At 43.0% G+C, this 26088-nt stretch carries 28 protein-coding genes; 5 read left to right on the top strand and 23 right to left on the bottom strand.

Annotated elements, in window-relative coordinates; genetic code table 11:
- Positions 1-722: 722 nt before the first annotated feature.
- Positions 723-1112: a MotA/TolQ/ExbB proton channel family protein gene (locus tag KEM09_RS19580; RefSeq protein WP_212231072.1), complete on the bottom strand. Its 390-nt coding sequence runs from the start codon at positions 1110-1112 to the stop codon at positions 723-725.
- 153 nt (positions 1113-1265) lie between these two features.
- Between KEM09_RS19580 and KEM09_RS19575 the strand changes: the two genes are divergently transcribed.
- The gene (locus KEM09_RS19575) at positions 1266-2072 is read left to right on the top strand and encodes a LytR/AlgR family response regulator transcription factor (protein ID WP_212231069.1); all 807 of its coding nucleotides are present in this window, start codon (positions 1266-1268) and stop codon (positions 2070-2072) included.
- 185 nt (positions 2073-2257) lie between these two features.
- Here the strand turns inward: KEM09_RS19575 and KEM09_RS19570 are convergent, their stop codons facing one another.
- The gene (locus tag KEM09_RS19570) at positions 2258-3763 is read right to left on the bottom strand and encodes a T9SS type A sorting domain-containing protein (protein WP_212231064.1); all 1506 of its coding nucleotides are present in this window, start codon (positions 3761-3763) and stop codon (positions 2258-2260) included.
- Positions 3764-3974: 211 nt separating this feature from the next.
- On the opposite strand from KEM09_RS19570, the gene KEM09_RS19565 reads away from it, so the two are divergent.
- From KEM09_RS19565 to KEM09_RS19555, 3 genes are all read left to right on the top strand, one after another.
- Positions 3975-4700, top strand: a complete 726-nt coding sequence (locus tag KEM09_RS19565) for an NAD(P)-dependent oxidoreductase (RefSeq protein WP_212231048.1) — start codon at positions 3975-3977, stop codon at positions 4698-4700.
- Between the two features lie 254 nt (positions 4701-4954).
- Complete coding sequence (locus KEM09_RS19560) at positions 4955-5536, top strand: hypothetical protein (protein WP_212231045.1); 582 nt, start codon at positions 4955-4957, stop codon at positions 5534-5536.
- Between the two features lie 64 nt (positions 5537-5600).
- Positions 5601-6176 (top strand): DJ-1/PfpI family protein, encoded by a 576-nt coding sequence (locus KEM09_RS19555; RefSeq protein ID WP_212231041.1) that lies wholly within the window; start codon positions 5601-5603, stop codon positions 6174-6176.
- A 184-nt stretch (positions 6177-6360) separates the two neighbouring features.
- On the opposite strand, the gene KEM09_RS19550 is transcribed toward KEM09_RS19555, so the two are convergent.
- From KEM09_RS19550 to KEM09_RS19500, 11 genes are all read right to left on the bottom strand, one after another.
- The gene (locus KEM09_RS19550; protein ID WP_212231039.1) at positions 6361-7161 is read right to left on the bottom strand and encodes a YybH family protein; all 801 of its coding nucleotides are present in this window, start codon (positions 7159-7161) and stop codon (positions 6361-6363) included.
- A gap of 266 nt (positions 7162-7427) precedes the next feature.
- On the bottom strand, positions 7428-8150 hold the full coding sequence (locus tag KEM09_RS19545; protein ID WP_212231036.1) for a sulfite exporter TauE/SafE family protein: 723 nt from the start codon (positions 8148-8150) through the stop codon (positions 7428-7430).
- Positions 8151-8153: 3 nt separating this feature from the next.
- On the bottom strand, positions 8154-9077 hold the full coding sequence (locus tag KEM09_RS19540) for a YeiH family protein (RefSeq protein ID WP_212231033.1): 924 nt from the start codon (positions 9075-9077) through the stop codon (positions 8154-8156).
- Positions 9078-9149: 72 nt separating this feature from the next.
- Positions 9150-10037 carry a LysR family transcriptional regulator gene (locus KEM09_RS19535; RefSeq protein WP_212231030.1) on the bottom strand — a complete coding sequence of 296 codons (888 nt, stop codon included), beginning with the start codon at positions 10035-10037 and terminating at the stop codon, positions 9150-9152.
- Positions 10038-10221: 184 nt separating this feature from the next.
- Positions 10222-12474, bottom strand: a complete 2253-nt coding sequence (gene katG / locus KEM09_RS19530; RefSeq protein WP_280516774.1) for a catalase/peroxidase HPI — start codon at positions 12472-12474, stop codon at positions 10222-10224.
- A gap of 226 nt (positions 12475-12700) precedes the next feature.
- Positions 12701-13144 (bottom strand): hypothetical protein, encoded by a 444-nt coding sequence (locus KEM09_RS19525; protein ID WP_212231027.1) that lies wholly within the window; start codon positions 13142-13144, stop codon positions 12701-12703.
- Between the two features lie 10 nt (positions 13145-13154).
- On the bottom strand, positions 13155-13931 hold the full coding sequence (locus KEM09_RS19520; protein WP_212231024.1) for a hypothetical protein: 777 nt from the start codon (positions 13929-13931) through the stop codon (positions 13155-13157).
- A complete protein-coding gene (locus KEM09_RS19515; protein WP_212231021.1) occupies positions 13931-14566 on the bottom strand; it encodes a hypothetical protein in 636 nt (211 codons plus the stop codon). Before KEM09_RS19515 ends, KEM09_RS19520 begins: the two co-directional genes overlap by 1 nt.
- Positions 14567-14596: 30 nt before the next feature.
- Positions 14597-14926 carry a DMT family transporter gene (locus KEM09_RS19510; protein WP_212231018.1) on the bottom strand — a complete coding sequence of 110 codons (330 nt, stop codon included), beginning with the start codon at positions 14924-14926 and terminating at the stop codon, positions 14597-14599.
- A gap of 211 nt (positions 14927-15137) precedes the next feature.
- Positions 15138-15734, bottom strand: a complete 597-nt coding sequence (locus tag KEM09_RS19505; RefSeq protein ID WP_212231015.1) for an outer membrane beta-barrel protein — start codon at positions 15732-15734, stop codon at positions 15138-15140.
- 232 nt (positions 15735-15966) lie between these two features.
- The gene (locus tag KEM09_RS19500) at positions 15967-16335 is read right to left on the bottom strand and encodes a DUF2200 domain-containing protein (protein WP_212231012.1); all 369 of its coding nucleotides are present in this window, start codon (positions 16333-16335) and stop codon (positions 15967-15969) included.
- 238 nt (positions 16336-16573) lie between these two features.
- Between KEM09_RS19500 and KEM09_RS19495 the strand changes: the two genes are divergently transcribed.
- Positions 16574-17104 (top strand): hypothetical protein, encoded by a 531-nt coding sequence (locus KEM09_RS19495; RefSeq protein ID WP_212231009.1) that lies wholly within the window; start codon positions 16574-16576, stop codon positions 17102-17104.
- 16 nt (positions 17105-17120) lie between these two features.
- Here the strand turns inward: KEM09_RS19495 and KEM09_RS19490 are convergent, their stop codons facing one another.
- The 10 genes from KEM09_RS19490 to KEM09_RS19445 all read right to left on the bottom strand — a co-directional run bounded on the left by KEM09_RS19490 (position 17121) and on the right by KEM09_RS19445 (position 26061).
- Positions 17121-17651, bottom strand: a complete 531-nt coding sequence (locus KEM09_RS19490) for a GNAT family N-acetyltransferase (RefSeq protein WP_212231006.1) — start codon at positions 17649-17651, stop codon at positions 17121-17123.
- Positions 17652-17703: 52 nt separating this feature from the next.
- A complete protein-coding gene (locus KEM09_RS19485) occupies positions 17704-18960 on the bottom strand; it encodes an MFS transporter (RefSeq protein WP_212231003.1) in 1257 nt (418 codons plus the stop codon).
- 37 nt (positions 18961-18997) lie between these two features.
- Positions 18998-19498 (bottom strand): YcxB family protein, encoded by a 501-nt coding sequence (locus KEM09_RS19480; protein WP_212230986.1) that lies wholly within the window; start codon positions 19496-19498, stop codon positions 18998-19000.
- Positions 19499-19500: 2 nt separating this feature from the next.
- Positions 19501-20145 (bottom strand): hypothetical protein, encoded by a 645-nt coding sequence (locus KEM09_RS19475; protein ID WP_212230983.1) that lies wholly within the window; start codon positions 20143-20145, stop codon positions 19501-19503.
- Between the two features lie 88 nt (positions 20146-20233).
- Positions 20234-20944, bottom strand: a complete 711-nt coding sequence (locus tag KEM09_RS19470; RefSeq protein WP_212230980.1) for an SIMPL domain-containing protein — start codon at positions 20942-20944, stop codon at positions 20234-20236.
- A 28-nt stretch (positions 20945-20972) separates the two neighbouring features.
- The gene (locus KEM09_RS19465) at positions 20973-21674 is read right to left on the bottom strand and encodes a Bax inhibitor-1/YccA family protein (RefSeq protein ID WP_212230977.1); all 702 of its coding nucleotides are present in this window, start codon (positions 21672-21674) and stop codon (positions 20973-20975) included.
- A gap of 61 nt (positions 21675-21735) precedes the next feature.
- Positions 21736-22278, bottom strand: coding sequence for a hypothetical protein (locus KEM09_RS19460; RefSeq protein WP_212230974.1), 543 nt, complete (start codon positions 22276-22278; stop codon positions 21736-21738).
- Between the two features lie 196 nt (positions 22279-22474).
- Positions 22475-23011, bottom strand: coding sequence for a hypothetical protein (locus tag KEM09_RS19455; protein ID WP_212230971.1), 537 nt, complete (start codon positions 23009-23011; stop codon positions 22475-22477).
- Positions 23012-23090: 79 nt separating this feature from the next.
- Positions 23091-25052, bottom strand: coding sequence for a YncE family protein (locus KEM09_RS19450; protein WP_212230968.1), 1962 nt, complete (start codon positions 25050-25052; stop codon positions 23091-23093).
- A gap of 559 nt (positions 25053-25611) precedes the next feature.
- Positions 25612-26061 carry an OsmC family protein gene (locus tag KEM09_RS19445; protein ID WP_212230965.1) on the bottom strand — a complete coding sequence of 150 codons (450 nt, stop codon included), beginning with the start codon at positions 26059-26061 and terminating at the stop codon, positions 25612-25614.
- Positions 26062-26088 lie beyond the last annotated feature (27 nt).

Here is a 26088-nt window from a genome sequence, read left to right as displayed (position 1 = left end):
GAAATGAAAAAGTAGCGGGTCAATGAGTGCTGCAGCGGCGGCATTTTTTGTTTCGTTTTTGCTGCTGCAGGCAAAAATGAAAGGACATAATTCTTATATAAGAGAAACAGGATAAGCCCGTCCGGCTCGACAATGTCATTAAGTTAAGGGTTTTTCGTGCCGCTATACAACCTCCAGATACTACCCCAAACCCCTAAAGGGGCTTACCCCGCGCGCTGTGCCCTTTAGGGAAGCAAAGGGTGAGTGTGAGGGAGGCTACTAACTTAATGACATTGGTCCGGCTCGAGGACAAAAAGCCCTTATCCCGGCCTTTCCGCTTTGGCGGAATAAATCCTCATCCAGGAGAAGGTACCTCACTCAGAAAGACAACTCACTCTCATATAGAGCAATATTATTAAATCAGGGCTTCCTCTCCTTAAAGGAGAGGATTGAGGTGAGGTAATCGATTACGAATGATAAGTTTGTTGTTATCTTTTTTGCTTCTCAGGACGCCCCCTTGTCGTATCAATGTCATTAAGCTAAGGGTTTTTCGTACCGTTAAACACCTCCAGATACTACCCCAAACCTCCCGAAAGGTCGGGACAAGCTCTAAAGGGGCTTACCCCGCGCGCTGTTCCCTTTAGGGAAGCAAAGGGTGAGTATGAGGGAGACTCCTAACTTAATGACATTGCCTTGTCGTATAGGCCAACAAATGAAACGTTTTACCCCATTTGCCCCCGTGTCTACTCTTTTCGTTCAATCAGCATCGAGGCCGCCAGCCACAGCAGCAGCGTGAACAGGTAAATAAGGATGCCATACATGGTAACAATCATCGTTACTTTAATGGCGTAAAACACCATATCCTGGGTCAGTGTACCTCCGGTATTCAGTAATTTTTCAATGGCCGAGAACATGGCACTGAGTCCAATCAACTGCCCCAGCAAGCCGGTTATAAGGGCAAACAGGCCGATGGATTTACCGTAGCTCAGCTTTCGCAAAATCTCTGTTTTATTTATTTGTTTGGAGGTATAACCCACTATAAAATGGTAAATAATCCAGGCAGTGACCATCACCAAAAGGATGGTTAGTATGCCCATAAAAAGTGGTCCTCCCGTAATAAATAAATCTTTCATAAGTCATTAAAATTTAGTGATTAATACTTCTGCCAAAGTATATGAGATCACGAAGTCCATCAAGGTCGAATCCGGCTCTAAACCGGTTGTTTACCGACGCTCTGTTGTAATTATGATATATTTGTCCAAATTAGCCCGAAAAAATGAGACCTCATGTATAAAAAATCGAAAAACCCTTACTTCCATATCGCCTACTGGATTTTTGTACTTCTGGTATTAACCAAAACCTTTGGCTTCAGTTGGGGCAATACCACCGCCGCTTTTTTCTTCGTATGCATGCTGCTGCCCATCGTCATCGGCACCTCCTATTTTTTCAACTATGTGCTGGTACCCAAATTTTACCTCACCAAAAGGTATGGCCGCTTTGCCTTTTATACCTTTTGCATGGCAGTGGTGTCGGTGTACCTCGAAATGATGGTGCTGCTGTTTTCCTATGTTTACCTGGTTAACCTTAACTTTGCAGCCATTAACCCCGATGCCACCCAGCTTAAGCTATTGGTGGTGGTCCTCTACCTGCTGGTATTTATTGGCACGTTTTTTCTGATGATGAATCAAATCAGCGAGAACCGTACGATGATTGAGGGGCTGTTAGCTGAACAGGAAAAGATGAAGAAGTCGTTTCTCGAAATCATGTCGAACCGTAAACTGGCCAAGATACCCTACGATGAAATTGTGTACATCGAAAGCCTGTCGGACTACATCAGGGTGATAACCACCAGCAACGAAGTGGTGAGTAAAGAGAAGATAAGTCGGCTGGCCGAACGCCTGCCCGATACTTTTTTACGCATCCACCGCTCATTTATCATCAACACCGACCGCTTGAAGGAGCATTCCCTGGATGAAGTATTGGTGGATGATGTGCGGCTAAATATCGGCCGAAGCTATCGAAAGGTGGTGAAAGAAAAGTTAACGAATGTAGGCCAGGACAGCCACACATCTGCTGGTGCTGCCATAGAGTAATACTCGCATTGGCATGCCCTCAAACAGGCCACTAACTGCAGCAGCCATGGCCTGAAAAAGGGTACCAAACCTTGTGCTTTCACCTGGTTTGATACCCAACACTACTATTCTATAAAAAAGCCTGCCCTGCAATTAGCTGTTTCATCGGGCCTGTTACTGTGTTTGATAACGAGGTTCTGCAGCCTCTACTTTTTCATAATAATACTTGCCTCTGTTTTATCCTGGTAAGTTAGTTTGACAAAGTACATGCCTTTTCTGACCGCCTTGCCACTGTTGTCCACGCCATTCCACACATACTCATGCAAGCCCTTGGCATGGTGCTTATCTACCAGCTGCAGTATCATGTTACCGGCAACATCATAAACCTGAATGCCCACATGTCCCTCTTCGGGCAGGTTATATTGCAAGGTGCAATTGTGCACAAAGGGGTTGGGATACGCTCGTATAAAGAGCTTCAACATCTTAGCCAGCTCTTGGTGCATATGCTGACGTACGCTGAGGTCGGGATAAAAACGCCAAACATCATTATCCACATTCAGGTAGTTGAGCGGATCAGTAAAATTAAATGTTTCGCGGTCGCCCCCAACGGTCATTATGGCTGGTGCTTTATTGTTTCTGGAGGCAGGCACCACTATGGCATGAAAATCATACTTCACATCCATTGGCTCTTCAGCATTCCAGGGAGTGCCAGGCAACTGAAACCATTTCACCCCATCGCGACTTGCCCAAATGTCCATCGGGTTATTTGGTTCGGCCGAGAAGTTGGGCCCTGGTATGGGATTAAAGGCAGGATCGAGGTTAAAGCCACCAAAGAGCACCAGGTGGTCGCGGTACAGCAGCACTTCATGACCCGGGCGTGCCGACCACGGGGCATGCTCAACCAGCTGCTCCCAGTTAGCACCATCTCTGCTGCGCCACACATCATTGTAGTAGGGTGGCGGTGTGCCGGGCATACTGGGCGTAAAACCGCTCTCGCCTCCCATCAGGTACATATAGCCATTCTTCACCACTACGCGCATACCGGCCCGGGCGGTCCAGGGCGCATCAGCAGTCACCAGCTGCCAGTTGCTGCCATTCTTCGATTTCCAGACATCATTATAGTAAATGCGAACAGGTGGCCCTCCAATTACCGCATCGTCATCATTTCTGGAGCCTCCCAGAACATATATCTCATCGCGAAACACAAAGGCACTAATACCGGCTCGTCCTGTCCAGGGGGCATCGCTGGTCATTTCCTCCCAATTAATACCGTCTTTGCTGCGCCATACATCATTAAAGAAAGCCGATGGGCCAAATGGATTAAAATTCTGCCCGCCTATTACGTACATGTAATTGCCTTTGGTAATGGCACAGAAATAAGCCCGTGCGGGCCAATGCTGACTATCGTCGGTGGCCAGTATCCGTGTCCAGTGCTTGCCGCTTAGGTTACTTTTCCATACATCGCCCCATATCTCACTATCACCGGGAATATTGGATTGTAAAGGGGTGCGCCCGCCTAATACATACAGGTTATTCTGTAAGCGTACAACCTGCAATCCAGCTCTTGGTGCCCACTCGGCATTAGCAGTTACCAGTTTCCAGGCTTCGTGGCCATGATGCATCTGCCCAAAAGCCAACAGGGGAAGGCAAAATAACAACCCAAGCCATGCCAAAGAACTTAGCCCTTGTTGAATCGTGTAAATGTTTCTCATACCTCTTTCCTTTAAAAGTTAGATAAAATTGACACAGTAAGTTACGGTGATTCCCTCAGACCCTCAAGTGTAAATACCTGTATTAGAACAAAATCACCAAAATTTATGCCCTGTAATCAGGTAAGCACCACAGCTGTGTCATCTATTCTACAGGCAGAATGCTGTTAAATGGCTCAGAATAGCTAACTTAGCCTACCCTAAACAAATAGATATGAAAACTTTAGTGATAGGTGCCAGCGGTGCCACCGGCCTGCACCTGGTCCAACAGCTACTAGAGGCCGGGCAGGCAGTGAAGATAATTGTCCGCTCCACAGCTGGTATTCCTGCAGCATGGCAAATACATGAGCACATCGAAATTATCACCGCCTCCATCGCAGAGATGCACCCTGAACAAATGGTGGAGCTATTGAAAGACTGCCAGGCTGTCGCCTCATGCCTGGGACACCGCCCCTCCTTTAAAGGCATCTATGGTAAGCCCAGGCGCCTGGTGCGCAATGCGGTTCAACTCATCTGCGAAAGCATCCAGTCCAATGCCCCGGCATCACCTGTCAAGTTTGTGCTGATGAATACCAGCGGCAATGCCAACCGCGACTTAAATGAGCCCAATCCCCATAAGAACCGCATAGTGATAGGACTGCTGCGCGTGCTGATACCGCCCCATGCCGACAATGAGCAGGCGGCTGATTATTTGCGTGTCACCATAGGCCAGGATAACCCTTATATCCAATGGGTGGCGGTGCGCCCCGATGGCCTGATCAATGAGGATGAAGTGACGGATTATGAGCTATTTCCTTCACCGGTGAGGAATCCCATCTTTAACCCCGGCAAAACAAGCCGTATCAATGTGGCCAACTGCATGACACGCCTGATAGCTGAGCCGGCACTGTGGAACACCTGGAAAGGACAGATGCCGCTTGTGTATAATAAGGAAGTTTGATACCAGTAACAGTCCCAATGAAGCCCCCCGCAGGAAGCGATGCAATAAGTAATGGTAATGGCTGCTCGCACAATCTTTATTAACCAAACATTTAATCACAATCTATAAACTATTAATAGTTTGTTAGATCATTAGGCAGCAGGCAGTAGTTGATTTTCACATTGCTTAATATCAATTTTGTAACGAAACTACCAATTCACCAATCAGTTGAAGTTTATTAAATTATAAAACCTCAAGAAAATACTTACAAAAACATGAAAAAAATACTCTGCATACTACTAGTTTCAGGCTTATTTTGTGGCACTTCAAAAGCTCAGAAGATTGAAAGGAAAGCATTTAAAGATGCAAAAGTTATCAGACTTTATGTAGGTGACTCCTCCAAAGATGAAGCTCTGGTAAGGTTTGCCAAATTCATTAATAACACGGGATTCACAGCACATATACCCGGAAAGGAAGACGAGCCAGAGCCTGAAAAGACAAGCAAGAAGCAAAGCCCTGCAAGCATCAATACTAAATTAGTGCTTGATGACAGAACGAGTGGCAGCAGGCAAATAGGTGATACCATCCATACCAGTATGGCCACTTTATACGATTTAATGTGGGGAGACTTTGGTGGCAGGCTGAAGTTTTATTCTGCTAAGGACAAGGAAAACAATATTTACGTGGCAGTAACCGGATTTGCCTACAATGCGGTGTTTGGTGGCAATTTTGATAATATGCAGATGCAAAAAGGTGGCAAAACGGCTAACTGGGCACAAAAAACCCTATTTAAACAAATCGATAAATACGTTTCCGCTTACCCGAACGTACAACGTATTCTGTATGCCGATAAATAAATCAGGCTGAATACACTGTCACTCGGTTCTCAAGACTAATCGCACCAACCATAAACTATATCACATGAAAAAAATACTCCTTTTATTAGCCGATGGATTTGAAGTATTTGAAGCCAGCGTCTTTATTGATGTAATGGGCTGGAACCTGGAGGAAGGCGACGGCTCAACAAAGCTATTTACCTGTGCCCTGCGAAAAGAAATTAAAAGCTCTTTCAATCAGCGATTTGTGGTGGATTATGTAGTCGATGAGATTGATATCAACGATTTTGACGCACTGGCTATACCTGGTGGTTTTGAGGTTTATGGCTTTTATAAGGATGCCTATAACGAGCAGTTTCTTGACCTTATCCGCCGTTTCAGGGCTGATGATAAAATGATTGCATCCATTTGTGTAGGAGCCTTGCCCCTGGGTAAAAGTGGTGTGCTAAAGGGGAAGAATGGCACCACCTATGATAGTCCCATCCGCCGGGAAGCATTGGCCAGTTTTGGTGTGCATGTAAAAAACCAGCCCATTGTAGAGGATGATAAGCTCATCACATCGTGGAATCCCTCAACGGCCATTAATGTGGCGCTGTTGCTGCTGGAAAACCTCACCACCAAAGAAAACGCAGCGAAAGTGCGACAGTTAATGGGGTTTTAGAAAGAGAGCCTTTGCTCCCTTCTCTTTAACCTGTCGTGCCTTCAGCACTCAACATGCATTCTTAATGATTACAGGGCGTGGAAAGGATTGCATCTTAAATGACAACTTACACATAAAGATGCGATCCTATCAGAACTATCTGCTTTACTGAGGTCGGGGGGCAGATAGGCAGCATAAAGCACTTTTACCAGCCCATAGGCACGGCATACACCACGTCCTGTTTTATCAGGTAGTTTCTAAACTCCTCCATGTACCGGTCGGTGTCTTCCTCGTTATAATGCATCGACAGGATGGTTTTGACATCATGCACATGATTGCTATTGATGGGGTCGATAAAATAGATGACTTTGGCATTGCCCTCAGATTCATTAATGACCTTAAACAGGCGGGCAGTAGCTTTTGAATCGGCAAAATGTTGCTCAAAAGCGGGCAGGAATACCTCGGAGGCAAAGGTGTTGAGGGCCTCCATTTTTTCAGGTGCTACCTCTGTTATAACCATGGCCACGGTATCTTTATCAGTGGCTCTGGGCGGCATGGGCATTGAACTGTTCCAGATGTCTCTGGCAATCTTCCAGTTGTTATCAACCTTTTCCCATACCACAATGAATTTGCCTTCATCTACCAGCTTATCATCTCGTGTGTAATACATATAAATGCCTGTCTCGTGGGCTACATGACCATAGGCAGTGGCCTCTGTGGTTGTTAGCTTAAGGTAACCCATGCCAAAGGCAAAGGCATCATTCCACATTTGGCGGATGGCATCCAGCCCCTCTACCTTTTTTTGGTTCGATGGCAAAATAACCGCATTGTCTGTATACAAGCTGACGAGTGTTTCCACATCCTGGTTTTTAACAGCCGTCATATACACGATGTTCATTTCTTCAATCTCGGCTGTAACATCTTGCTTAACGGGGGTACAGGCACTGGCGATAATTAATGCAAGCAGCACAAACAAGCTGCTCTTGACTGACAGTTTTGTTTTCATGGCGATACAATTTAATGGTAAGAAGCGCGAAGATTGAGCGGGTAATGGCAAGCAAGTTACTGTTTAAGGAGTGTTTTGTCAATTTCTTTGCTGCAGGAGGCAGTTCCTCATTGTCCCATTGTATGACAGGCCGAGCGCTGCCGAAACCATATTTCGGGTATGGGGATGGAACATTAATACCCAATTGCTACCAGCAAATAGCTCCATAGGGTTAATATCTTTAGCCTTACTTCTTAAGTCTATCTTATCTGAATGACGATAAGCCGTTATTGCCCAATCACAAGCATCAGGCTTGCCAGTAAAGTGATAACAATATTGATGAGTCTGAAGTTATTGCCGGGAATCAGGTGATTAAGTCGCTTGCCAGCTACAGTTCCCAGGAGCAGGATGGGCACAAACACAGCCACTTGCTTCAGGCTTTCAAGCGACAATAAACCAGCCGGTATATAGCCAATAATGGCAATGGATGCTGTAACAACGCTAAACCAGGCAAACACCTCTCGAAAGGCCATTTTATCCACACGGGCTTTGTTCAGAAACAGGGCCAATGGAGGGCCACTAACGGATATCGATCCGGTTATAATGCCAATAACAGCACCGGCAGCCAGGTAGCTCAGGTCCGAAAGTTTTTTCAGTGGTTTGCTTTGTGGTTTGAGCGATAGGAGGGTGATAATGATGAATGCCACACCAGTAACATGAACCAGTAGCTGCTGATTGATTGACTTTAAGAGGATAACACCTGCGATGGTGAAAAAGCCGCCCGCAATAATCAGCAGACGCTCCTGTCTGTTCACCAGCTGGTGCTCCTTCTTCTGCAGTATGATAAACATAGAGGCGATGAAATTACAGATCATCAGTACTGGTATAATCTCGGCAGGCTGATACCAGAAAAGGAGCAAAGGCAATGATATGAGGGCAAAACCAAAACCGGTGATGCCTTTAATAAGACTCGAAGCCACTACAATTAAAAGAATCCAGATATTAGGCATGACTTAGTGATTTAAAGCAATTAATGACACAACTCCGGTAATTATCCACAAGGTGAGGCCCAGCACAAAGCTTTTGGTACCTGATTGTTTAATTTGCCTGATGGAAATATTCGAACCTATCAGCAGCAGGGCCAGCACCATGCCACGCTTGCCCAGCCAGTTCAGGTGTCCGTAGCTCTGGGTGTAATCAGGGAACAGCCAGGCAAAAACAATTGCTGCCACAAACAGCAGAATGAACCAGGGGACAGCTACCTTACGGGTGTTTTGGTTTTTGTTTAGCAGGGCAATCACTATAGAGAGCGGGATGATCCACAAGGCGCGTATCAGTTTCACGGTTGTCGCAATCTGTAAGGCTTGTTCGCCATATTCGGCCCCGGCGCCTACCACCGAGCTGGTATCATGTATGGCGATGGCTGCCCAGTTGCCAAACACTTCCTGGCTCAGGTTCAGCTGATGACCAATAAAGGGGAATACCAACAGGGCAACCGCATTGAGCACAAATACCACAATGAGAGCAAATGAGTTTTGATAATCCTTGCTTTTGAGTATGGGTGATACAGCCGCAATGGCACTGCCACCACATATGGCCGTGCCGGCAGCTATCAGCAGAGTAATGTTTTTTTCTACTTTAAGCAGTCGCCCCAATAGCAGGCCCAGCGCCATGACCAGTATTACCGATACGAATGTTTCAATAAAACCATTTTTGGAGGCGGCTATCACTTCATTCAGGTTCATGCCAAAGCCCATTAAAACAATGGAAGCCTGCAATATAACTGACGTATACTGGTGAGCATTTCTGGGACTATAGCCCAGCAGGGAAACAATAATACCAGCACCCAGCGCCATGGCCGGCGATACAAAGGGCAGGAAGCAGGTGCCTGCCAGTGCTATATATACCCATCTGAATGTGTTTTGCTCTGTTTTCATATCTCAAAACTTTCGAGCAAAAGTATTGAGTAGGTATAACCAAAGCAAATACTATATATTTATTAAAGATAACTAAAAGTTATAGTTGAATAGAAAGTTCTCGAATAGTTCAACCAGTCTGCTTTTGTGTCCCTGCTTAAAAGCCATTCTGAATGTGCGTGGAATGGTGAAGTCGTTAACCGTCAGTTTAACCAGGCTTTTCATGTATAGCTCTGTTAAGGCTGCTTTTTCAGAGATGATGGCAATGCCGTCAAAATCAAGCAGAAAGTTTTTGATGGATTCAGTACTGCCCAGGTGAATAAAGGTGTTGAGGTTATCAAATGGGATGCTTTGCCCGGTGAAGGCTTTTTTAATGACTTCCAATGTGCCGGAACCTTGTTCCCTCAGTACGATGGGAAAGCGCATCAGGTCTTCTTTGCTAATGGTTTTGCGCTTGCCATACACACTATTGGCCCCTGTCACCACTATCAGTTCGTCATTCATAAAGCTTTTGTAGCCGATGCCGGCCTGCGACCCCTGGTTTTCGACCAGTGCCAGGTCCACCTGGTTATTCAGCAGCAGCTTTTCCATATCAAATGAATTGCCGTTGACCAGGTGTATCTGAATCTTTGGGTAGCGCTTGTGAAATGAAGCAATTGCTTGAGGAATAACATACTGCGATATGGTTGAGCTGGCACCTATGATGAATTCACCCGCCACTGTATCATGCATCTGGCTCACTTCAAAATCCAGCTCACGGTATTGGGTGGCTATTTGCTTAAAGGCATTGTACACCTTCTTGCCGGCTCTGGTTAAGTATATTTTGTTGCCTTTGCGCTCAAACAGGTTAATGTCGTAGCGGTTTTCCAGCTCTTTAATATGCTTGGTAACCGCTGGCTGACTGATGTTGAGGTCTTCGGCGGCTTTGGAAAAACTAAGGTGTTCGGCTACGGCAATAAAAACTTGATCCCGGTAATCCATTGTTAGAGCATGTTGAGTTACTGCTGCTAAAGGTAATTAATTAAGCTGAGTTCAAAGTGGTCATTGAATGCAGATAAGGAGTGTGAGCAAAATAGAGTTATTACTGTTTAAACAAAAAAGGGTTAAGCTCCCTTCGGAACCTAACCCTGTGATTTGTACTTGTTGGTTCAAGTAATGTGTTTATCTACTGACTGTCAAAGCGGTCGAGGTTCATGATCTTATCCCATACCTTGATGAAATCTTTTACAAACTTCTCCTGGGCATCGTTACTGGCATATACCTCGGCTAAAGCTCTTAATTCGGAGTTATAGCCAAACACCAGGTCGGCCCTTGTAGCTGTCCATTTCACTTCACCACTTACACGGTCTTTACCTTCAAATAGCTCTTCATCTTCCGATGTAGCCTTCCACTCGGTACTCATGTCCAGCAGGTTCACAAAGAAATCGTTGCTAAGCGTGCCGGGCTTATCGGTAAATACACCGTGTTTAGAATGGTTGTAGTTGGCATCCAGGGTGCGCAAACCACCAACTAATACGGTCATTTCAGGCGCTGTCAGCCCAAGCAGTTGAGCTTTATCCACCAACAGGGCTTCTGTTGACATCTTGTATTTGGTCTTCTGGTAGTTGCGGAAACCGTCAGATAATGGTTCCAGTACAGCCATTGATGTTACATCGGTTTGTTCCTGTGTGGCATCCATACGGCCGGGTGTAAACGGAACGGCCATGTTGTAACCACCTGCCTTGGCTGCTTGCTCTATAGCTGCACAACCTCCCAGTACAATCAGGTCGGCCATTGATACTTGCTTGTTGCCCGATGAGGCATTGAAGTCCTGCTGTATCTTTTCAAGTGCTGTTAGCACTTTACTCAGCTGAGCAGGGTTGTTAGCCTCCCAGTTTTTCTGTGGTTCCAGACGGATGCGTGCACCATTGGCACCCCCTTTTTTATCAGAATTACGGAAGGTACTTGCCGATGCCCAGGCAGTAGCTACCAGTTCCTGTGTGGTCAGACCGGCATCCAGAATGGCTGTCTTAAGCTTTTTAACATCGGCGTTACTTATCAGTTTGTGGTTTAGCTCCGGTATAGGATCTTGCCAGATAAACACTTCCTCAGGTACTTCGGGTCCCAGGTAGAGGGCTCGTGGTCCCATGTCGCGGTGAGTGAGCTTAAACCAAGCCTTGGCAAAAGCCATGTCAAACTCTTCAGGGTGCTCATAGAAGCGGCGTGAAATCTTTTCGTAGGCAGGATCGAAGCGTAACGATAAATCAGTGGTTAGCATCGTTGGCTTGTGTCGTTTTTCGGGATCAAAGGCATCCGGAATAATCTCTGGTGAATCTTTGGCTACCCATTGCTTGGCACCAGCCGGACTTAAGGTGAGTTCCCATTCGTTATCAAACAGAATCTGGAAGAACTGATGACTCCATTGAGTTGGGGTGACTGTCCAGGTGACTTCCAGTCCTGATGTGATGGCATCGGCACCTTTACCTGAGCCGTGGCTGCTTTTCCAGCCAAGTCCCTGCTGTTCCATAGGAGCCGCTTCAGGGTCAGCTCCTACCTGGGCTGCATCGCCGGCACCATGGCATTTACCCAGGGTATGGCCACCTGCAATCAATGCTACAGTCTCTTCATCGTTCATGCCCATGCGAGCGAAGGTTTCACGTATGTCAATGGCCGCAGCCACAGGGTCGGGGTTACCGTCAGGTCCTTCAGGATTAACGTAAATAAGTCCCATTTGTACAGCTGCCAGCGGATCTTCCAGTTCACGATCGCCCGAGTAGCGTTTGTCTTCGAGCCATTTACCTTCTGAGCCCCAGTAAACTTCCATGGCTGGTTCCCACACATCGCTGCGTCCGCCGGCAAATCCTATGGTTTTAAAGCCCATTGATTCTAGCGCCACGTTACCTGTCAGTATCATCAGGTCGGCCCATGATATTTTGTTGCCATACTTCTGCTTAACGGGCCATAATAGTCGCCTGGCCTTGTCAAGATTGGCGTTGTCGGGCCAGCTATTTAAAGGAGCAAAGCGCTGCTGCCCCTGGTTGCCACCACCGCGTCCGTCGCCAACACGGTAGGTACCGGCACTGTGCCAGGCCATGCGGATAAATAAGGGGCCATAATTACCAAAATCGGCTGGCCACCAATCTTGTGATTCAGTCATTACCTGCTTAATGTCCTTTTTCAAGGCATAGTAGTCGAGGCTGTTAAAGGCTTTTGTGTAGTCAAAGCCTTCGTCCATAGGGTCAGATAGGCTTGAATGTTGTCGCAGAATGCTCAGGTCAACCTGATTGGGCCACCAATCTTTGTTGTCCATACTCATCTGGGCGCCTTTATGAAAAGGACATTCACTTGATGTTTCCATAACGGTTTGCGTTTCTGTTGGCTTTTGGGTACATCCTGAAAGGAGGGTGAGCAGGAGTAGTGTACCAATGATTTGTTTCATGACATAGGTGTTTATTGAATCAATAAAAGATACACATAAGCGTATTTAGAATCAATACAATTAAGCTTAAGTATTTAGTTTTTAAACACTAACGCTGATGGAGTATAGGGCTCTTAACGCAATGTTAGCGGGTAGTTGAACGCATAAATGCTCTGAGGATGCTTGAATGATGTTGCCTTGATTTCGTGTCCGGAGTCACAGAAGAATGTTGTATAACGCCTTTGAGTTAACGCTTGATGGCGGGGTATATGATTTGATTGTTTAACCTGATGGGCATTGAACGATGAGGAATGTCTCGGAGCAGATAGGTCAGTTCAAAGCAACAATCGCACTCATAATAAGGGGAGGTAAATTCATAAATGATTTGTCCATCCTGATAAAGGGTATCGGTTATTTGTGGCTCCAGCGAGTAAGACAGTTGTATGGTGTCGTTGACTAATTGAGCTTCGGCATAAAGCGGCTCACTGGCATAGGCACAGTTATCAACCAGCTGAACAATGATTAATAAGGTGTCATTACTGAAAAGTAGTTCTGACAACCTGTTGTCAAAATTATCCGGTTCCTGTTCTTCGTCACAGCTAGAAGCATGGCAATCTATCAGGCAGGATGACTGACCCGATATATGGAGGTTTATAGCTAACAGGGCATATAACAGGACGGCTCTTTGCATGTTGAATCTGTTAATTAAGCTCTTCGAGTACTTTGTTAATATGTGAACCAATCTTGTCAATCTCCGAATTGTAGAGGTCTGTATCTTCTGATATTGCTTTAATAATAACTTCATTATAACTCACTCTCAGATCACAATACTCTTTCAGTTTATTGTTTTGTAATATGAATTCAGGAGGTAAATTGCTGATAGTGTCCAAATTGGTAATGATTTCTTTATTAAGTTGCCACAATACAACGCCTTTGCTAAGTTCTTTAATACTGTACTGAGGATCGGCTACATCAATCACTTCAAATATGGCAAGTGCTGTATTTTCATTTTTAATGAACTTATTGAACTCAGTATTATAATAATCCGCATTGTAGTCAGGCTGTGATAAATCACCAGCGATAAAAGCCGTAGCCCCAACACCAACCAGGATGATAAGCGTAAATATGACCCCAATGCCTGCTGAACGCCACATTGTGTAGAACTCACCATCCGCGGCTTTGTGCTCATCCAGCCAATGTCCCTGTAATTTTTCAACAATGAGATAGATGATGCCTGTATAAACAGCCGGGATAAGGGCATTAGGTATCTTATCGATGATGGATTCAGGGATTGAAAAGATGCCAGAGAATAAGAGAATAGTGCTTATCACCCCAATGGCAAACGCATTTTTTCCTTTACTCAATTCACCGTATGCATCGTAATTCTTTTTGATAAGGTAGCCTGCAGCCGCTGGTCCCCCAAAGAATGTTGCCAGAGCTATGGCTTTTTGTGAAAATAGGCGTTTGTTTTCTTCCATTACAGGTAGGTGATATGTTCTACTTCTTTCTTTTGAAATATGGCGTGTATTTGTTTCATGGTGCTAAACCACTGCTCAATGGTTTGAGCATCAAGCACCCACTCCTGCGGATTAATGAGGGCAAAATGGGAGTTATCTTTTAGCTCGGGCACAAAATCAACCGGCGTTTCGTTAATGGAGAACTTCATGAACATATTGGAGTTGAGCTTCTCAATCATTAAGCGTTGCAGCACCGAGTGCTTGAAGTAGCGCTTTATGGTGGATGTATCGTTACCGCTTATGACTACTTTAGAATCGAATAAGCGCTCATCGATTTTAAGTGTTTTCTTCGATAAAAAGGGATTCAGCTTGTCAAAAATACTTTTCGGTCTGAAATTGAGCCTGACCGATGCCGGTATGTTGGTTTTAAAGTAAATGCCACAAAAGACGGTGTGTTCGCCTATTTGATAATAGGGATCGCTGAAAAGCACAAAAAACAGTTGCTTCTCTTCGTTGTAAGGGATGTAAACGGTTCTTTTATAGCGCGGTATCTGCCTATAGGGAGGCAGTGGGTATTGATCTTCGGTAAAGAATATCTCGCGGCCTGTTCGTTTAGCAAAAGCCTGTAGTTTTTCAATGTTGGTTGCTTGTTCCATTTTGTTTGTATTGGGTTGGTATGACTTTTTTTAATGTTGCGATACTGCTTTGAGGCCAATGATGGAGGCAATAAGTGTGGTCAGGAAAAACAGACGCAGGAAAGTGGTTGGCTCTTTAAACACAAAGATACCTATCAGAACAGTTCCGACTGCCCCTATACCGGTCCATACAGCATAGGCTGTACCAATGGGCAGGGTTTGTGTGGCTTTAATCAGCAGGGCCATACTCAGGCAAAGCGCCACAATAAAGCCCGTGTACCACATGTACATGGGCTGACCAGTTGTTTCTTTCGCTTTACCCAGGCAAAAGGCAAAAGCCACTTCAAATAATCCGGCTATGGTAAGTATGATCCAGTTCATGAATTAGAGAGTCTGATATTATTGGACTTTAACGAAGATACAAACTTTAGTTAGTTGGTTGATATGTTTGTGGATTATTAAGCACATCAATCAGGTTAATCAAAAAATGGGCGCTCATTTGCTGAACACCCATTTCTGTTAATATTAACCAAATATAATTCGCTGGCAGCCTTGTATGTGAGCAACCAGATAGCCAAATGGAAATTGTGGGTTAAAATTTGATACCGGCGGTGAGATAAAAACCTTGTAATTTAACTTTTTCATCCATATCCTCCAGAAATTCGTTTAGCCCCCACTCATAGGATGCATCCAGATAAAACATGGTTAGGTTGATGCCTGCACCAGCCTGAACGCCCCAGTTAACACTTTTGTGGTCATCTTTTGACAGTAGTTCAGTTTCTTTCACGTCTAAAACAAAAGAGGCAGTAGGACCACCAAAGACGTGTAACGAAAACATGCCATCTTCTTTGCCAAGGATTGAATAGCCAACGTTAACAGGTATCCTGAGCGAAGTAATTTTATTATCGAACTTAAAGTTATCGGGCAATTCACTATCGATGACATCTACTTCTGTCGATTGCTCCACATAAAACAAACCGGGTTCAAAAAATAGCTTCTCACCAAAAGCCACTGTACCACCAATCTGCCAGCCAACATTTCCGCTTGTTGTTGCCCCACCCGGGTCTTTCGACCAGTTAGTAATGTTAATACCTATTCCCGGTTTAATAGTAACCTGAGAGTAAGCAAAGCTTATAAAGCTCATTAATCCAATAAAGGATATTACCAATGACATTCTCTTCTTTCTCATGTTTACTTGATTTAGTTAAAAATATTAATCCAGATATGATTTGTATAAACAATTAAGTTGTTGTTTAAGAGCTTGCTCGACTGGTTTATAATGATTTTTGGCAATTTAAAGGCATTGCTTGTAAATGTCAAATTGCCAGGTGATTAATTAATGTTGGTGCATCTACAAGTGGGGTATCTTTTCAATAGTAGAACCCAATGATGTCCACACGTAAGGTCAACCGCAGTTTAGCTTACAGGCTACCCCTCAGAATCTTCTCCATTTTACGCCCTTTAGCCAGTTCATCTACCAGTTTATCCAGGTATCTAACTTGCTGATTCAAAGGGGTTGTGATGTTTTCAACCCGGTATCCGCAAATGACCCCGGTGATGAGCTGTGCGTTTTTATGAATTGTGGCTTCCCGAAAAAAAGATTCGAATGTGACTTTGTCCTCGATTAGTTGCTGTAGTTTGGGGGCATCAAATCCGGTCAGCCATTCTATCACCTGTTGCAGTTCTGTTTCTGATCGGCCTTTCTTCTCAATCTTGGCCAGATAATGCGGATAAACTGAGGCAAATGTCATGCGAGCGATGCGCTCATCTTGCTTGCTGCTGGTATTCATTGCTTTTGGTATTATTGGTTATATCAGGCTTAAAGTACAAATACTTTGTGTATTACATCTATAAGTTCTCAGATATTTAAAAGCTGACCGTATGTGCTGCATATGATTGGATGTTGCTGAACAGATGGTATGGATGTTTATTAAGCATAGTCGTCTATGGACTGTCTCTTAATGGACGAGTTGGGTTAACGGGTATTGCGGCACGAATATTGAATTAAGTCATTTAAAGAACAATCTCATGAAATATTTAGCACTTATACTACTTACACTAAGCCTGGTTTTGTCGTCGTGCGATAATACTATCGGACACCCGCCATCGCAGGGAGGCGATTTTATTGGCACAACCTTCGAGTTTACAGGAGACTTTAACCGCTCAAATGCTTATCAGCTGGTATTTAACTTCAGGCAAAATGGTTTTATACCTTACGAATCGGATGTGATACTGGCCTATGTCTTATGGGAGTCGGCAGGTATTGACTACTGGCGCCCCTTGCCACAAACGGTTTATTTCAATAATGGAACATCTTTTCAGTATAACTATGATTTTTCGGCTGATATAGCCAGTAACCAGATTATTGATATGTCGGTGTTTCTGGATAGTTACCTGGATTTGTCAACACTGCCGCCTGGATACACGCAAAATCAGACCTTCAGGGTTGTGGTAGTGCCATCAGACTTTTTAGAGGCAAGTAATGTTGATGTAAATAGCATGGAAAGTATTTTGAATGCCGAACAGTTGAAGCTGAAAGAGCTGGAAATTATGCATTAGTGGACTGTTTAATAGTTCAGAGTTCAGGGTTCAGAGGGCAGGTGTTATTAATAGAAAATACTAAATATTCTTTGCCATCATCAGTGTGGCCACTCTCGGTTTTGGCCATCCCGCATTTCTCAGATAGGGCAACAGACGCTTTATTGTCGGTATACATGCGTGCAATAAGTGTTTGGGTGTTCAGTGTTTGAAAAGCATATTGAATTAGTCCGCAACAGACTTCTTTACCCAATCCTTTTTCCCAATGGCTTGAGTCGATGATATAGCCCATTTCTAACCTTTGGAGGTTATCGAAAGAGTTAAATAAGCCGGCTTCTCCAATCACCGAATCATCTGACTTTAATATCAGTGCAAAAATGCCGATGCCAAGATGGTAGTTTTGGTTCACCTGCCTGTACTTATTCGTCAGTTCAGTATGCGTCCATTGGTGCTTACCGCTGGAGATGTAGCGCATGTTGGCTTCCTTGTTGTAAATCGGAAGCAGCTCATAAATATCTGCTTGTGTAATATGCCTGGCGATGAGTCTGGGCGTTTCGAATAGGATCATGGGTAATAATTAGATTTAGCTATTAGATCATATTGTAGTTTTTGTTACACGGTTAAATAGTCTTTATTTCATCACTGATAACTTTTTTTCTGACAGCACTTTTTAAAACGATTATTAGCACTAAGCTAGTGGCTAGTACTGCTATGAAAAAGATAAATGCAATTGATGGACTAGCATTTTTGTATAAGCTAACTCCTATAGCAAGAGAAGAAAGAGAGATTGCTGCTACTGCATATAACAAGCCCTGAAATAGTCCTTTGTAACGCTCTGGTGAGGTTCTATACACAATATAAGATACAGTTGGAGATATCAATGTTTCAGCAATTAATATCATGACAAAGGCATTAATAAATATGGACTTTTTACCCATTAACTCCGACAAAGGTTTATTAGCTGCAATCATCACCCAGGCTATTGTACAAATGACAGTACCGGTGAGAATAATGTTTAGAATGCCTTTCCAAGTGAGTTGCTTCATTCTAATTGCGACTATAGCGAACATACCAGCCAATATGATAGAAATATACTTTCCAGCATCTGTTAGTGTTTGCTCTAAGGCGAATCCTTGATTAACAAATTCCCCTAAAGAATATTTAAAGATCATTCCTTTTTGAAATAATACAAATCCTATCAATGCATAGATAAAAAGGGTGGAAACCAGCAAGGTGGTGTTTATATTTATATAAGTAACATCAGGTTGCTTCGTGTTGTTTTCAATGTGTAAATCAAGCTGGCTGTAATTGGCTTTAAACTTCAAAAACAGAAGAAGAGACGTAAGAGCAAAAGCAACTGCTACAAAAAATATTGAGCTATAGCCTAATAAATGTTTCAGGTAATTGGATAGTGGTGGGGCAATGAATACGACCAAATTAATTACCATAGAAAACAGAATAAATCCAGGTAGTCCAAAAATTTCGGTACCCTTTTCATTGTAGGTATTGCCCAGAAAAACAGTCATATTTGGCCCAACCAGTCCGAGACCAAGCGCTAAAATTATTAACGCTACCATAACAGCTCCTTGCATGTGTGGTAGAAATACTAAGGCGATGTACCCAATAGTCAGAATTATAAAGCCGGTAGTAACCACTTTAGCACGGTTCTTTAAATCACCAAGTAGGCCTGAGAAAAAAGTTATAAAAGTGATCGTACCATAGAATATACTATAATAGCCACCTGCCATTTCATGCGCCATATTTAGCGAGTTCATCAGGTAGCTAGTCAGATTTGTAATCATCAGGTAAAAGGCCAGGCGATTAAATAGTTTCGAAAAAATTAGAAAGGCTATGCTTGACTTTTGTGTTTCATTCATCTGTTTATTCTTCTATGGGTTATTTAGTTTGGCAGTCCTAATCCTTTTTCAATTTGTATTTAATGTTCTGTTTCTTGATGATTTCCCTCAGTTCATGCCGTTGCTCACCCATCGCTTGTTTGGGGATGAGGTTGGCCACCATCTTGTTCTGATAGAGCAGAAACCAGCTATTTAATTCCAGTACCTTATGCATCTTGCTCCAGTCCATCTCTGAGTTAAATGATTCGCCTATTGAGCGGATTAACTGATGGTCTATCTCATAGGTAATGGTCTCCTGTAGTCTCGAATGGGTATTATAGTTCTTTGTGGCAGAATAGTAAACTGATGCAGGAATTACAATGAGAATCACCATGGATAATACAAGTGGCATGACGGGAAAACCATCGCTTCCAACCATATCGCCTGTTAAGGTGGCTACGGTAATGACTGCCAAAAAAACACCCATAATGCTGCTGAATATAATACTCCCTTTTCTGTAAGTCAGAATAAACATCAGTTTGATGTAGTCTTTTAATTCAATTTTGGTTTCAATTTTCATAGTTATTGTTTTAGAATAGTAAATGAATGCAGCATTAAATCGGTACCCGATGAAGCAAATAAACGCATCTCCTGCCAGCTGCCCGACCCAATTTCTCCAGTTCCTGCCAATTCATTGTCAATATGGAACGAAAACTTTTTGTCGTGCATCTTGATTTTAAAACTGTTAATTGATTTATTGTTGAAGTTGGTAAGCTCTTTTTCCAATAAAGTTCTTTCTGTCTGGTTGGCATGATTATATTCAAAAACTTTACAGAGTCCTTCAAAATTTAATATAAAATCATACTGAAGGGTGCCACTGATAAAGAAAACACCAAACTGGGTTTCCTTGGGGCTTTGTTTGACTAACTGCAAATTGGATTCTAACTCAAAGTTCTTAAGTCCATATAAAAATGATTTATCTAATGGTGAGGTGCTAGTGTAAATAAATGAAGTATCTTTTGAGTGAATAAAGTAGTACCCGTTTTTTATTTCTAACTCATGCTGATAGGTTTTTTCTTCAATCCATCCTAATTTATTACTTACAAAATCTTCATATAAGGCATAGGGTTCTTCCTTTACTATCTGATTGGTTGAGTTATTATTGACTGGTACAATGCACGAGTTTATTAAGATTATAAGTGTTATTAGTAGTACGAACTGTTTCATAGATATTATGGTTGTTATTTTGTAATTAATAGTGCACATGACGATGTCCTCATTAGATTATTTAGCGATTAGTCAGGAAGTTTAATCGTTATTCAAGTTCAAAGCGGCAAAGGATTGAATACGCTATTTTAATCTTTTCAAAATCAAAATCAAGTGCTGCAGAAGCTGCATTGGAACCATATATTTTGCTGGACACGCCACGTATCATGATATTGTTTGATGTCCTGTAATCCTGCATGTTATCACGTTCTTGAATGTATAGTGCCCGCCCCACATTTTGTCCAATTGCCAGGGCCAATGACTCAGCCTTATCTTTCCCGGCCTTTATGGCATTAACTTTCACATCCTTTCTTAGTTGAACTATCTTGCTATGGTCCAGTCGGTCGATGGATACATTTGAGATGCCAATATTCTCAAGGCTTATAAACACCTGTGAAGCTGTTTTTCCATCGCGAACAAGAATTTGATATTCTTTTGATAAGAGAATTTTATTCCTGGTTAATAAGTAATACTTAAAGTTACTGCTTATGTCTTTTATTAATAGGTCTTCTTTGGTGTTAATACCGATGCCTTCGAGTGTGGTCGTCATTTTTGCCTCAAGCTGCGACAGGTTTTCTTTGTTTTTAGTATCCTTCTCATCGAGTAGAACTTTAATATAAATCAGGTCAGGACTGATTTCCATCTCAGATTTCCCAATGACTTCAATGTAGTTCTGAACTATAAAATTTTTATCTCCGTTTTGTGCCATCAAATTAGCTGTACAAAGCATAATTGTTAGCATAAATAGTTCTTTTTTCATAAGTGTTGTTGTTTAAGGGATTAAAACATTACTTCCTTTTCCCGAATATTCTGAGCAGGTATAAAAACAGGTTAATGAAATCGAGGTACAGGGTTAGTGCGCCAATGATGGCTTCTTTCTTATCTTCTTCTGTCCCCTCGTTCCCAATGATGTTCATCTTTTTGATTTTCTGGGTGTCGTAGGCTGTTAGGCCAACAAATAGTAAAACACCCACATAGGTGGTAATCCAGTATAGCTGCTCGTTATGCAGGAACATATTCACCACTGACGCTAATATCAAGCCTATGAGTGCCATAAAAAACAGGTTGCCAAAGCGGCTTAGGTCTGACTTGGTAAAGTAACCATAGAGGCTCATTATGCCAAAGGTGCCGGCCGTTACATAGAAGGTGGTGGCAATGGATGCCTCTGTAAATACAATGAATATAGCCGACAAGGTGATCCCGTTGAGGAAGGCATAGAGTATAAACAGCATGGTGGCCATCTGGGCCGAAATGCTCTTAATAACCGAAACCAGGCGGGCAACCAATATAAATTCAAGCACTATTATGCCTATAAAAACAAATTGATTGCTGAAAATCAGGTTGATTAGCTGTGGGGTAGACGCTGTCCACATGGCCACAAGCCCGGTAATGATTAGTGCAAAAGACATCCATCCATAAACTTTTGTCATAAATCGTTGCTGTTCGGCTGCGATGGCGGCTTCCTGGGTGAATGAAATTGATTGTTTCATGAGATTTGTCGTATTGATGAGGTGGATTAGATTAATTTGTTAAGAATCAAGTATTGCTTTATTACCATCGTCTTCGTGTTGGTGGATTATAGTCGCTATGGTTAAGAGCAAATGCATTTTCAATCTCTCTCACGAGTAACTCAGCATGTTCCATTTTTTTTGTTGTTAGTACAAGTCTTTTCTGGCTATGATTTTCATTAAGAAGAAAAACCTTATTTACTCGGATCTTTTCTGCGAAGTTAGGATTGGCTGCAGAGATGAATACCAATCGTTGAGCCATATTATAGTTTAGTATACTAATATCCTTCATGTTTTTCAGGTCTATTTTTGTTTTAAAATAAGGTTTGCCAAATATGAATTGAGAGTTGTATAATTGGTCCTTGCTTATTAGTATACCCTCTTTGCTTAATAATAAAATCAGTATGCCTGGTGAAATGATGAATAGGAACAATGCAATATAATCTCCAGGATATAGATCCAATGAATCAGATATGGCGATTCCAATAACCTCTCCTGTTCCGACAATAAAGGAGAAAATAAAAAATAGAATGAGCATGAACCTCTGATGTGAAGTGAATCCAGACTTAATAATAACTTTCTTCATTTGTTGATTTCTTACTTATTAAGGCAATGGGCCTTATAGATTGTTCGTAATGGCTGGTTGATTATCACCGGCATATTAGGTGATATAACTTTTGAGTGTTAATGGTTTCCAGCTACTTTATTATTAACTGTCGGCAAAGTTGTAAACTTCGCCGAACGGGAGGGGTTGCTTATAGGCTAGCACTGCCACACTACACTTAATACCCGCCAAACAACCCCATCAATACCAATATAAATAGTGGCAGGCCAAGCATCAAACATACCGTGTGGCCAACTGACCAGCTGTTGTATTGAAGGCCGGGGGTAAGCTTACTGTTAGCTCGGTTGATGTGCTTCTGAACCGGTAAAAAAAATAGAAATGACGGAAATGCGATGATGAAACCCAGAACATTAATCTCGTACTCGTCGAAGCGACCAAGGATGTTGCCCAATAGAATAACAATTAGCCAACCGGTGGCCAGGGAGGCAGCCGAAAACCCAGCTTTAGTAACCTGGCTGAGTTCGCGGTCATCTTCCATTTTACTCAATAGGCTATGGATAAAGAATACGCCAAATATGGCTCGCCATACAGGCATAATATCCAGATTATCGCGCTGGCGCAGATAGCTCCAGTTTTTATACATCCAATAGGTTTCGTAAAGGCCAACGGTGATGATGCTCATCAGCAGAAAACGGCTTGGCGGTATATACAGGTACTTGGATGAAGATGTGTTTGCTTTGTCAATTGTTTCCATATAATGTGTGTAAGGTGATTATTTTTGTTTAATTGGTTAATAGTGGCGCAGATTGGATCTGCGCCACTAAAGGGACTTTTTAATCTATATCTATTGTCGTAATAGCCCATTCGTTAATCATGCCCGAACCGGCTTCTGCTTTTACTAAAACATAATAGGCTGTTCCGCTGGCATTAAAGAAGCCAAAGTGGCCTTGCGATTCAAATTTAGTAACACCACCTTGTCCGTCAGGAACCAGGAAAGCTGGCAGAGTCATGGTTTCCTGAAACGCCAGGTAGGTGGTTTCATAAATATGCACTTCGTTGCCTGGTATCTGGTCCCAGTAGCTACCCTCGGTAAACACAGCACAAATCTTACTGGCTGCCGCACTATAATCTAAAGTCATTACATACCCTTCACCCGATAATGCGCCATTATAGGTCATGTCATTTGCTTGGGTGGCAGATGAGTTAAACACATTCCGGCTTTTGGCAAACAGGCGGTTGCCATCTTCTGATATCCAGATATCACCACTAAAGTCATAATCGCCATGGTAAGGCGAATCATACAGGTATGCCGCCGTTCCTCCTGTGATGTCATATTTTTCAAAATCAGAAGGAGATAGACCATTGTTAGCACCATAGATATAGTCACCCGTAGGATGTAGTTTAATTTTTGTGCGGCCATGGATGGAGTAGCCGGTTTGGTTCGATTCAACGCCAGTGGCCAGGTTGATGCATCTCAACTTTTCCCACTGGCTCGACTCAGGTACCACATAGACCCAGTTGTTTGGCGCCAGTACAATGTCATAGGCATTGGTTGTGAGTCCATAATGTTTTTCAATGGTCATAGTAGACAGGTTGACATAAGCCACTTGACCATCGTGCCCAACAGCGGCATAGTTACCATCCTGACTCACCGAAACACATTTAGGAATCATGTTTAATGCAACAGTACTAATTGTTTGTGTTACCGGGTCAAATTTACGTAGCTCATTAGGCCCTTCAGATACAGCTATAATCACATCATTGATTCGGTCGTATTCGGCATCAATAATTTTACCATCAATTTGCAATTCAACTTCATTGTAATGGGTAATATGAATGGGTAAGCTGATGGTATTTCCGTCATTGCAGGAAAGTGTAGCTTCTGTACTATATTGTTCTTCGGTTAATTGAGAGCGGTCGAGCGTGAGTGTGACTTTTGCCGAATCACCAGGATTAATGGTTCCCTCCGTGATATCCGCTGATAGAAAAGTTTCGTTCATACTCCATTCCCAATTAGCATCCACATTTCCTTCGTTTCTGACATAAAACGATTGGTTGATGACAGAGTGTGCAAATGTAATTTCCGAAACGGATGAACTAATGAGTGCCAGAGCAGGTACTTCCATACTAAGGTCAATGGTAATATCTCCTTCTTCTGAATTTGAACTTAATACCATGCTGCCGGTTTTTGCGCCAACGGGCAAGCCCTTGCGGATAGCCGAAACGATAACTTCTGTCCCGTAGTCTTCCCCCGAGCGACCATCGGTGCGACTAAGGCTAACCCATTCGGGTGCATCTTTTAATTGCCACGTTAAAATACCTGTACCTGAATTGTTGATGAAGATGCTTTTCTCATTCTCAGTGCCCAAATCTACTTTTGCTGGTTCTACTTGAGCTACCGGGTGAGGATCTACATGCATTACAACGGTTGCTCTAAAGTGGCCGGCACCGTTCGATATAATTTCTATTTGGCCGGAATGGTTTCCCTCACCTAAGCCCTCTGCCTTGGCTGTTATCTGTAGTTCTATAATTTCATCCTTTACTGTACCTGACATAGGTGAGATGTTTAACCACTCGGGTGCTGATGATATTTGCCAGGTAAATTTTGAGGCCGGTTGAACAGATAGGTATAGCAAGCCAGTATCAGATGCGTTAAATGACAAAATACCTGGGGAAACAACTAATTCGGCATCAACAACAGGTGGTTCTTCGCTATCGTCAGAACAGCCATACGATACAGCAAAGGCTATAAAAAGGAACCAGTAAATAGCGAAAACAAAGTTATGTTTCTTCATTTTTAATTTTTTAGGTTATTTGCGTTGTTTTATTACAATTACTTATCTATCAATCCTGTAGTTCTGTGTGTTAGTAATAACCTGGCAATGCTCAGTCATTTATCAGAACCACCACGCCATCCTCATGCACACCCATACATCCCTAAAATTATCCCTTATGTTTTTACCGCCCCCTTTTATCGATTCTCGTCCTCACCTGGCAGCGAGGGGCAGCAGTTTTCCGATTAGTGTATGCTAAATTAGAATTTTTAGTTAAATATGCCCTATGCAGTTGATAAATTATGTTGGTTTATTGATGAATGGAGAGAAAGAGGGGATTAGTAGGCCCGAGGTTCGTGGTCCGAAGTCCGAAGGATTATGAGTTGGAGGTTTCGGGTTACGAGTTCTGTGTAAGGGGTGGGATGAGTGCCTGGTGCTTATTGCTAAAGTCTAATGTATTGTTCCTTAGAACTTATGTATTTTGCCTGTTATCAGACTAAAGGTTGCCCGGCCATGGAGGAGAGTAAGTTGAGGCCGGGGCTTTAAAATGAGTGTTAGAAAGTAGGTGCTAACGTTTGTCTCACCCTATTTTTACTTCAATAGGTGTTTTGTTAATGAGGTTATCCAATACGGGACTGCGCTGTGCCATTATGGTTTTCCATTGTTCAAGTGTTTCGGGAATGGCACTGGTAACGGGGTGCAGCTCAATGGTGATGCCCTGGTAGCCGGCCCGGTCATCGGTGGGCATACCAAACAGTTTCATGGGGTTGAGCTCACCAGTAATTTTTATATTCAGGTCGCTTAGTTCCATATTCAGTTCCTGTGCTACTTTGAACGCCATGATATGCATGCAGCCGCTTAAACCGCACAAGAGGTATTCTACCGGGTTGGGTGCCTCGTCGGTACCGCCCAACTGGCTGGGTTCATCAATCAACACCTTAAACTGGCGAACTTGTACTTCTGACTGGGAACCCGATTTGGTTGTTGACTCCACATTGAAATTGATGGTTTGCACTTCCATTGCTTCCATTTGAATAGTTTTTAATTTAATACTTTT

It is taken from the genome of Carboxylicivirga mesophila (genome assembly GCF_018271975.1).
Classification (GTDB): domain Bacteria; phylum Bacteroidota; class Bacteroidia; order Bacteroidales; family Marinilabiliaceae; genus Carboxylicivirga; species Carboxylicivirga mesophila.
The sequence above is the reverse complement of the archived record's forward strand: the minus strand, read 5'-3'. Positions and strand labels throughout refer to the sequence as shown.